Raw genomic sequence first — 8,885 nt, 5'->3', positions numbered from 1 at the left:
CCTCCCCCCGCGCCACCTCTCCCCCGCTCTGCGGGGGCGAGGAACCGGCACTCGCGAAGGTCGCTACCTCGCAGGAGTCGGCGACCTCGGAGAACTCGGGTTCCTCGCCCCTGTGAAGCGGGGGAGAGGTGCCGAGCGAAGCGAGGCGGAGAGGGGGCGATCATCGAGTGCCGCCCTTGACCTTCTCGCTCGCTCTCGCAAAAACGAACCTCAGGTCCGAAGCGACCGTGTCTTCACTCAGTCGCCCCTCGAGTGCAGCAAGGATGGTTTCGCAAACGCTCGCCGGGTTGTTCAGCATGTCGGCGCTCCAGAAGCGGATCACCGAATATCCTTCGCCGCGCATGAATTCGTCACGCCGTCTGTCGTAGGAACTCTCTGCGTGTTGGCTCCCGTCCAACTCGATGACCAGCTTTGCACTGCGGCATGCGAAGTCAGCGAAATACGGACCGATAGGCACTTGGCTAGCGAACTTGTATCCGCCCAGCTTTTTGGCTTTCAGTTCGTTCCACAGGGTCGCCTCCGCGATGTTTTCGCCTTGGCGGAGCGAGCGGGCCCGCGCGATCTTCTCAGGCGCGCGCCGGCTCGGCAGGCCGGCCGCCCCCCTCTCCGTCTCGGGCTTCCCCCGAGCCACCTCTCCCCCGCGTTGAGGGGGCGAGGAATACTTATTCTGAAACGCCATCCTCAAAACCTCGGAATGTCCGGGAACGGCATTTTGCCACCACTGATGTGCATTCGCCCCAGTTCGGCGCAGCGGCGGAGCTGCGGGAAGACCTTGCCGGGGTTGAGCAGGTGGTTGGGGTCGAAGGCGCATTTGACGCGCATTTGCTGGTCGAGGTCGATCTGGTTGAACATTTCCGGCATCAGGTCCCGCTTTTCGACGCCGACGCCATGCTCGCCGGTGAGGACGCCGCCGACCCTGACGCAGAGCCGCAATATGTCCGCGCCGAAATTTTCCGCCTTTTCGAGTTCGCCGGGCACATTGGCGTCGTAGAGGATGAGCGGGTGGAGGTTGCCGTCGCCGGCGTGGAAGACATTGGCGACGCGCAGGCCGTAGCGCTCCGAGAGGTCGCGCATGCCGGAGAGCACGCACGGCAGCTCCTTGCGCGGAATGGTGCCGTCCATGCAGTAATAGTCCGGCGAGATGCGGCCGACGGCCGGGAAGGCTGCCTTGCGGCCGGCCCAAAAGGTCAGCCGTTCCTCCTCGGAGGTTGAAATCCGGCAGGTCGTTGAGCCGTTCTGCAGCGCGATCGCCTCGACCAGTCCGATCAGGTGGTCGATCTCGACGCCCGGTCCGTCCAACTCGACGATCAGGAGCGCTTCGCATTCCAGCGGGTAACCTGCCTGAACGAAATCTTCCGCCGCGTGGATCGCCGGACGGTCCATCATCTCCATGCCGCCCGGAATGATGCCGGCGCCGATGATGTCAGCGACGCACTGTCCGGCCTGCTCGCTTGTCGGGAAGCCGATCAGCAGCGCACGCGCGGTTTCCGGCTTCTTCAGGATGCGCACGGTGACCTCGGTGACCACGCCCAAAAGCCCTTCCGAGCCGGTCATAACACCCAGAAGGTCGTAACCTTCGGAATCGAGATATTTTCCGCCGAGCCGGACGATCTCGCCGTCCATCAGCACCATTTCGATGCCGAGCACGTTGTTGGCGGTAAGGCCGTATTTCAGGCAGTGAACGCCGCCGGAATTTTCCGCGACATTGCCGCCGATCGAGCAGGCGATCTGGGAGGATGGATCGGGGGCGTAGTAAAAGCCCTCCTGCTCGACGGCGTTGGTGATGCCGAGATTGGTGACGCCGGGCTGGGCGACGGCGGCGCGGTTGGGAAAGTCGATCTCGAGTATGCGGTTGAAGCGGCTCATCACCAGGAGCACGGCGTCCTCCAGCGGCAGGGCGCCGCCGGAAAGCGAGGTGCCGGAGCCGCGCGGCACGACGCGAATGTTTCGCTCGTTGCAGTATTTCAGGATTCTTGCGACCTGCGCGGTCGTTTCGGGCAGCACGACGACGAGCGGCAGTTGTCGATAGGCCGTCAGCCCGTCGCTTTCGAAGGCGCGCATCTCGTTGACGGCGTCGACCACGCCCTCGCCCGGCACGATGATGCGCATGTCGGCGACGATCTCGTCGCGCCGGCGCATCGTGTCGGCGGCGGGCATCGGCATGGCCAAACCGGACATCGCGGTCTCTCCGGAACAAACTGGTAAAAAGCTTTTACCAGCAGCGCCGACGGTCTGCAAATCGTGAATTGCTGCTTCCGTTGATGTGCCGGCCTCGCTTCATTGAATGCCGGCTGAACACCTAGCAAGCGGATAATTAAATTGACCAGAAGAAGACGTTGCCGCTATTGTCGGCGGCGACAACGAGCCGCCCGGAACGCCGAGCATTGAGTGAAATCTTCTCCCGGATAGAGCATTCGCGCACCGCCGACGAGGTCGTGCAGCAGATCGAGAGCATGATTCTCGAAGGCGTGCTGCGCGCGGCCGACCGGTTGCCCGGCGAGCGCGAACTGGCGCGGCAGTTCGACGTATCGCGGCCGATCCTGCGCGACGCGCTGAAAGCTCTGGAAGCGCGCGGGCTGATCGTGACGCGGCCCGGCGGCGGCACCTATGTCGCCGACGTGATCGGCCAGGTGTTCACCGCGCCGGTGATGGACCTGATCGCCACGCACCGCAAAGCCGCAGCCGACTATCTCGAATACCGTCGCGAAATCGAGGGCGTCGCCTCCGAATATGCGGCGCGAAGGGCGACCGCCGACGATCTCGCCCTGCTTGCCCAGATCATGGCGCGCATGGAGGCGGCGCATGAGCGCGGAGATTTCGAGCAGGAGGCTGCGGTCGACGTCGAATTCCACAACGCGATCAGCGAATGCGCCCATAACATCATCCTTTTGCACACGCTGCGCTCGTGCTACCGCCTGCTGTCGGATGGGGTGTTCCACAACCGGCTTCTGGTGTTCGGCCTGCCCGGCGCACGCGAGCAGTTGCTGGCGCAGCACCGGGCGATCCACGCGGCTGTCGCCGGCGGCGACCCGGCCGGCGCACGCAAGGCGGCTATGGACCATATTATCTATGTCGAGCAGGCGATGATCGAGGCCGAACGCGCCGGCGACTGGCAGCGCGTGTCGAGATTGCGACTGAGACAGCGGTCCGAAGCAAGACAATGAAGCAGACAACAAGCCAGGGAAATCAGTGACCCAGCCAATCGAAAAAAAGCCTAGCGTCGGACTGTTTGTGACCTGCCTGGTCGACCTGTTCCGGCCGACGGTCGGTTTCGCCGCCATCAAGCTGATCGAGGATGCCGGCTGCACGGTCGAGGTGCCGCGCGCGCAGACCTGCTGCGGCCAGCCCGCCTACAATTCGGGCGACCGCGCCGACACCCGCGCCATTGCCGAAAATACCATCGAAGCTTTCGAGGGTTTCGACTATGTCGTGGCGCCCTCGGGATCGTGCGCGGGCATGCTGAAGAAGCACTATCCCGGCCTGTTGAAGGGTGACGCCAAGTGGGAAGCGCGGGCGCGGGCATTTTCGGCCAAGGTCCACGAGTTGGTTAGCTTTCTGGTCGACGTGCGCGGCATGCGCGGCGTCGATGCCCGCCTTGACGCCGCGGTGACCTACCACGATTCCTGCTCGGGCCTGCGCGAGCTCGACATCAAGCAGCAGCCGCGCGCGCTGCTCGCCTCTGTGGCCGGCGTAAAGCTGGTCGAGATGCAGGATCCCGATGTCTGCTGCGGTTTCGGCGGCACCTTCTGCGTCAAGTATCCCGACATTTCCAACTCGATCGTGGAAACGAAGACCAGGAGCATCGCCGCCTCGGGCGCCTCGACGCTGCTTGCCGGCGATCTCGGCTGCCTGATGAACATGGCCGGCAAGCTGAAGCGCGAGGGCTCGAAGGTCGAGGTCCGGCACGTCGCGGAAGTGCTGGCCGGAATGACGCAAACGCCACCGATCGGGGGGAGGTAGGATATGAACAAGCACCTGGCTTCATCGGAGTTTGCTAAAGACCCCCTCTCCGCCTCGCTTCGCTCGGCACCTCTCCCCCATTCCATGGGGGCGAGGAACCCAAGCTTGCAGAACGCGGTTCCTCGCCCCTGCGAAGCGGGGGAGAGGTGGTTCGCGAAGCGAACCGGTGAGGGGGTGCTTTCAGACAACTCCCGCCCAGGGGCGCGCTAATGCAAATCACCTCCCCCACCTTCAAGCAGAATTCGGCGGGCGCGCTGGCCGACGCGCAGTTGCAGAAGGCGCTCGGCAATGTCCGCTCCGGCTTCATCGACAAGCGCCAGAAAGCCGTCAACGCGCTGCCCGAATTCGATCGGCTGCGCGACAACGCCCGCGCCATCAAGGACCATGCGCTCGAAAATCTCGACCTCTATCTCGAGGCCTATGAGGCCAAGGTGAAGGCGTCCGGCGGCCATGTGCACTGGGCGCAGACCGCCGAGGATGCGAGGAACATCATTCTCGACATCTGCCGCTCGGCCGGCGCGCGGACGGTGACCAAGGGCAAGTCGATGATCACCGAGGAGATCGCGCTCAACGATTTCCTCGCCGAAAACGGCATCCGCCCGGTCGAGACCGATCTCGGCGAATACATCATCCAGCTGCGAGGCGAGCATCCGAGCCATATCATCGCGCCGGCGGTGCATCTGAACAAGGAACAGGTCGAGGCGGATTTCCGGCGCGTGCACGACCACCTGCCGCCCGGCCGCGACCTGTCGGAGCCGGAAACGCTGCTCAACGAGGCGCGCCGGGTGCTGCGCTCGGCCTATTTCGAGGCCGATGTCGGCATTACCGGCGCGAATTTCCTGGTGGCGGAGACCGGCAGCTCAATCATCGTTACCAATGAAGGCAATGGCGACCTGACGCAGATCCTGCCCAAGGTGCATATCGTAATGGCTTCGCTCGAGAAGATCGTGCCGACGCTGGAGGACGCGGCGCAGATTTTGCGGGTGCTGGCGCGCTCGGCGACCGGCCAGGAGATGAGCGTCTATACGACCATGTCGACCGGGCCGCGACGGCCGGGCGATCCGGACGGCCCGGAGGAATACCACGTCGTGCTACTCGACAATGGCCGCTCGTCGATGCTCGGAACCGAGTTCCAGGACATGCTGCGCTGCATACGCTGCGGCGCCTGCATGAACCATTGCCCGGTCTATCACGCAGTCGGCGGGCACGCCTATGGCTGGGTCTATCCCGGGCCGATGGGCGCGGTGCTGACGCCGTCGCTGATCGGCGTGGACAAAAGCGGGCACCTGCCCAACGCCTCGACCTTCTGCGGTCGCTGCGAAAGCGTGTGCCCGATGAAGATCCCGCTGCCGAAGATGATGCGGCACTGGCGCGAGCGCGAATTCGAGCGCGGGCTGAACCCGGCCACCCAGCGCGCCGGGCTGAAGCTGTGGGCGTTCCTGGCCAAGCGGCCTTCGCTCTACCGTTTCGCGACGTCGATCGCTATCCCTATGCTGTCGCTGCTCGACCGCGGCAAGGGCAGGTTCGGCTATCTGCCGCTCGCCGGCGGCTGGACGAAGCATCGCGACCTGCCCGCGCCGGAGAAGCGCACCTTCATGCAGCAGCTGGGCAGCCGCGCCACCGGGGCGAAAGAGGCCGTTCAATGAGCGCACGCGACGCCATCCTGAACAAGGTGCGCCAGTCGCTCGGCCAGCCGGCAAGCGATGCGCTGCGCCAGCAGGCGGTTGCCGACAGGCTGAAGAATGCGCCACAGGGTGTCATTCCCGCGCGGGGACAACTCGCGCCGGCGGGCCGCATCGATCTGTTCTGCACCATGGCCGAAAAGCTGTTCGCGACCGTCCAGCGGGTCCCGAAGCCGGAGGACGTGCCGGCGGCGGTGGCCGAATATCTGCGCAGCAAGAACCTGCCGGCTTCTATCCGCATGGGCGGCGATCCCAGGCTTGACGCGATGCCGTGGCGCAAGCAACGCGCGCTGGAGGTCAAGCAAGGGGCATCGGACGGCGACGACGCGGCCGGCGTCAGCCATGCGGCGGGCGGCATCGCCGAAACCGGCACGCTGGTCATGCTTTCGGGCGCCGGCAATCCGACGACCATCAATTTCCTGCCCGAGCATCACATTGTGGTCATCGACGCCGCCGATATCGACGGCGATCTCGAAACGGCGATCGCCAAGGTCCGCGAGACCTTCGGAAAGGGAGAGATGCCGCGCACGCTGAATCTCGTCTCGGGCCCTTCGCGCTCCGGCGATATCGAGCAGAAGCTTATCCTCGGCGCGCATGGCCCGCGGGCGCTGCACATCCTCGTCGTGGGCGACTGATCGTTGCGGGACGGAGGCGTTCATTTTCTCGATGCGCGAGGGCCGGAAGGCATGCGCATCTACGCGATGGGAGACGTGCACGGGCGCGCCGACCTGCTGAAGCTCATGCACGAGCAGATCGAGGCGGAGATCGCGCGCGACCGGCCGGCAGACTGGCGCATCATTCACCTCGGCGACTATGTCGACCGTGGTCCCGATTCCAAGGCGGTGCTGGATTTTCTGGTCGCAGCCCATCGCCGCGACGAGCGCATCATTTCGCTCGCCGGCAACCACGATGTCGGCTTTCTCGAATTCCTCGACAAACCCGACCCGGCAACTCTGTTCGCGCGGTTTGGCGGGGCCGAAACCGCACGGTCGTACGGCGTGACGCTGGACAGCGGCAGTTTGGCAGCGCTGCGGGAAAGCCATTCGGCGCTGATGGATGCCGTCGACGACAGCCATGTCGCCTTCCTGCGGGCGCGGCCGTTCAGCACGGCGATGGGCGACTTCTTCTTCTGCCACGCGGGCATCCGTCCCGAAGTCGCGCTCGACAAGCAGGCCGCTGAGGACCTGATCTGGATACGCGCGGATTTCCTGGACTATCGCGCCCTGCACCCGAAGATCATCGTGCACGGCCACACGCCGTTCGCGGAGCCCGAAATCCTGCCGAACCGCGTCAATGTCGACACGCTGGCCTACCGGTCCGGCGTGCTGACGGCGCTGGTCGTGGACGGCGCCGAGAAGCGGATGCTCTCAGTCCGGGCGTGATCAGTCATTAGCCGCATGAACTTGTCCGAAAAGTCTGCAACTTTTCGCTGCGCGGACTTCGGTTCGGGATCAAGCTAGAATCGGGAAGCGGTGACGCCGTAACCGTCGATAGCGGCGTGCTTGGCCGAAGCGCTGGCGGTATAGATGCCGAAGCCGCACAGCACGATGGCGGACATCATGGCGAACGACAGGAGTGCTGCTTTCACGGGGGTCATCTCGGTTGCGCTTCGGTATGTCTGCACTGTCAGGGTTACTTTTCGGTTTCCGGCGGCGCGGGCTGATCGGACAGCCGTGGCGGGGAAAGCGGCCGCCTTCTAGGCGTTTGCCGATGAACCCGCCAGCCGTTCGAAGGGACATCCACACGAGATTTCGGCGACGGTGCATTTTTGCCACTGAGGGGCAATGGGTCGCCTAAATCGCTGCTACCCAGGCGCGGGCGAGCGCAAGGCCGGTGGCATCGGCCTCCGGACCGTGCAGTTCCGCTTCCGCGTCGAAGCGCGCTGGCCAGTCGGGCTGGCGGTCGGCGAGATAGGACGCGAAGGCCGTATTCCAGTGGCGGATCAGCGGCCGGTCGGCCTCGAAATGGAACTGGAAGCCATAGGCCGCGCGGCCTATGCGGAATGCCTGGTTGGCCGCCGCGGCATTGGAGGCGAGCCGCACCGCCCCTGGCGGCAGCGTGAAAGTGTCGTCATGCCACTGGAAGATCGGAAACTCCCGCGGCAACGCGCCGAGCACCGAATCGCCCGCCGCTTCCGCAGTCAGCGAGACGCCGTGCCAGCCGAATTCCGGGGCCGTCCCGATCAGGTTCTCCGCCCCATAGGCGCGGGCGAGCAACTGGCTGCCGAGGCAGATGCCGAGCACCGCCCGGTCGCGGCTTTCGAAATCGCGCATCAGGGCGAGCAGCGCCGGAATATAGGTGTACTCCTCGTCGGCGAGCGCGTTCTGGGCGCCGCCCAGTACCACGATCGCGTCGTGCCCGTCCGCACCGGGCGGCAGCGCATCGCCGAGATGGGCGTTGCGGATATCCAGCTCCGCGCCTGCCTCCTCGAGCGCCGCGCCGGCCTGGCCGAGTCCTGTGTTGTCGAAATTCTGGACGACGAGAACGCGCATCGAAATCCTTCGGGAATGACAAATGCGTCGCGACCGATATCATGGCTTGCACACGCCAGAAAGGGAGGCCGGCCATGCCGCTGCAAAACCGCGTCGACCCGTTCGGCGAAATCCACGCGGTCCCTGCGCGCGGCATGTTCACCGGCAATCGCGGTGTCATCCACGATCCGGCTACGCGGACTCTCTTGCAGCGGCGCTGGAGCACGAAAGCCTGGCTCATCTGCGTGTGCGAGTTCCGCGGGCACAGGCGCGAGGTGATGGGCCGCAATGCACCTTCCGGCAATGCCGGCTGGACCGAACTGTTCTTTCTCGACGAGGTGACGGCGCTGGCCGCCGGCCATCGCCCCTGCTTCTATTGCCGGCGCGAGCGGGCCAAGGCGTTCGTCGGCCATTATAGCGACGCTTTTCGGATAACCGCGCCGAAGGCCGGCGAGATCGACGCGAGGCTGCATGGGGAGCGGCTTGCTTCGGGCGGCGAGGCAAAGCCGGTTGACGCTGAGACGCTGCGCGCCCTGCCCGACGGCACGGTCGTCGCGTCGGGCGGCCAGGCCTTCGCGCTGGCGGATGCCGCCGCTCTGCCCTGGAATTTTTCGGGCTATGGGCCTGCACTCGACCGCGAGGCGCTGAAAAGCTCGGCGCTTCGCCTCGTCACGCCGCCCGCCGCTGTTGCCGTCCTCCGTTCCGGCTATAGGCCGGTATGGGCGGACAAGTCCGACCGATAGCCGATTCTTTGCCTCGGATCGGTGTGGAA

10 protein-coding genes are annotated in these 8,885 nt (G+C 65.1%); 6 read left to right on the top strand and 4 right to left on the bottom strand.

The window, feature by feature from the left end:
• Positions 1-160 precede the first annotated feature (160 nt).
• Positions 161-631 (bottom strand): endonuclease domain-containing protein, encoded by a 471-nt coding sequence (locus MAXJ12_RS24025; protein ID WP_244421579.1) that lies wholly within the window; start codon positions 629-631, stop codon positions 161-163.
• Between the two features lie 50 nt (positions 632-681).
• Positions 682-2,178, bottom strand: coding sequence for an FAD-linked oxidase C-terminal domain-containing protein (locus tag MAXJ12_RS24020; protein WP_008838638.1), 1,497 nt, complete (start codon positions 2,176-2,178; stop codon positions 682-684).
• 206 nt (positions 2,179-2,384) lie between these two features.
• Between MAXJ12_RS24020 and MAXJ12_RS24015 the strand changes: the two genes are divergently transcribed.
• The 5 genes from MAXJ12_RS24015 (at position 2,385) to MAXJ12_RS23995 (ending at position 7,024) form a co-directional block, all read left to right on the top strand.
• Entirely contained in the window at positions 2,385-3,164 is a 780-nt protein-coding gene (locus MAXJ12_RS24015; protein WP_008838637.1) for an FCD domain-containing protein, read from the top strand.
• 25 nt (positions 3,165-3,189) lie between these two features.
• Positions 3,190-3,960, top strand: a complete 771-nt coding sequence (locus MAXJ12_RS24010; RefSeq protein ID WP_008838636.1) for a (Fe-S)-binding protein — start codon at positions 3,190-3,192, stop codon at positions 3,958-3,960.
• A gap of 209 nt (positions 3,961-4,169) precedes the next feature.
• On the top strand, positions 4,170-5,606 hold the full coding sequence (locus MAXJ12_RS24005; RefSeq protein ID WP_008838635.1) for a LutB/LldF family L-lactate oxidation iron-sulfur protein: 1,437 nt from the start codon (positions 4,170-4,172) through the stop codon (positions 5,604-5,606).
• Positions 5,603-6,277, top strand: a complete 675-nt coding sequence (locus MAXJ12_RS24000; protein ID WP_008838634.1) for a LutC/YkgG family protein — start codon at positions 5,603-5,605, stop codon at positions 6,275-6,277. Before MAXJ12_RS24005 ends, MAXJ12_RS24000 begins: the two co-directional genes overlap by 4 nt.
• A gap of 3 nt (positions 6,278-6,280) precedes the next feature.
• Positions 6,281-7,024, top strand: coding sequence for a metallophosphoesterase (locus MAXJ12_RS23995; RefSeq protein ID WP_040587650.1), 744 nt, complete (start codon positions 6,281-6,283; stop codon positions 7,022-7,024).
• 74 nt (positions 7,025-7,098) lie between these two features.
• Here MAXJ12_RS23995 and MAXJ12_RS39720 read toward each other — a convergent pair whose 3' ends face one another.
• Both MAXJ12_RS39720 and MAXJ12_RS23990 read right to left on the bottom strand, forming a co-directional pair.
• On the bottom strand, positions 7,099-7,230 hold the full coding sequence (locus MAXJ12_RS39720; RefSeq protein ID WP_280113349.1) for a hypothetical protein: 132 nt from the start codon (positions 7,228-7,230) through the stop codon (positions 7,099-7,101).
• A gap of 205 nt (positions 7,231-7,435) precedes the next feature.
• Positions 7,436-8,134, bottom strand: a complete 699-nt coding sequence (locus MAXJ12_RS23990) for a type 1 glutamine amidotransferase (protein WP_008838631.1) — start codon at positions 8,132-8,134, stop codon at positions 7,436-7,438.
• 74 nt (positions 8,135-8,208) lie between these two features.
• Between MAXJ12_RS23990 and MAXJ12_RS23985 the strand changes: the two genes are divergently transcribed.
• On the top strand, positions 8,209-8,856 hold the full coding sequence (locus tag MAXJ12_RS23985) for a hypothetical protein (protein ID WP_008838630.1): 648 nt from the start codon (positions 8,209-8,211) through the stop codon (positions 8,854-8,856).
• Positions 8,857-8,885 lie beyond the last annotated feature (29 nt).

The sequence above is a fragment of the Mesorhizobium alhagi CCNWXJ12-2 genome (assembly GCF_000236565.1).
GTDB classification, from domain to species: domain Bacteria; phylum Pseudomonadota; class Alphaproteobacteria; order Rhizobiales; family Rhizobiaceae; genus Allomesorhizobium; species Allomesorhizobium alhagi.
The sequence above is the reverse complement of the archived record's forward strand: the minus strand, read 5'-3'. Positions and strand labels throughout refer to the sequence as shown.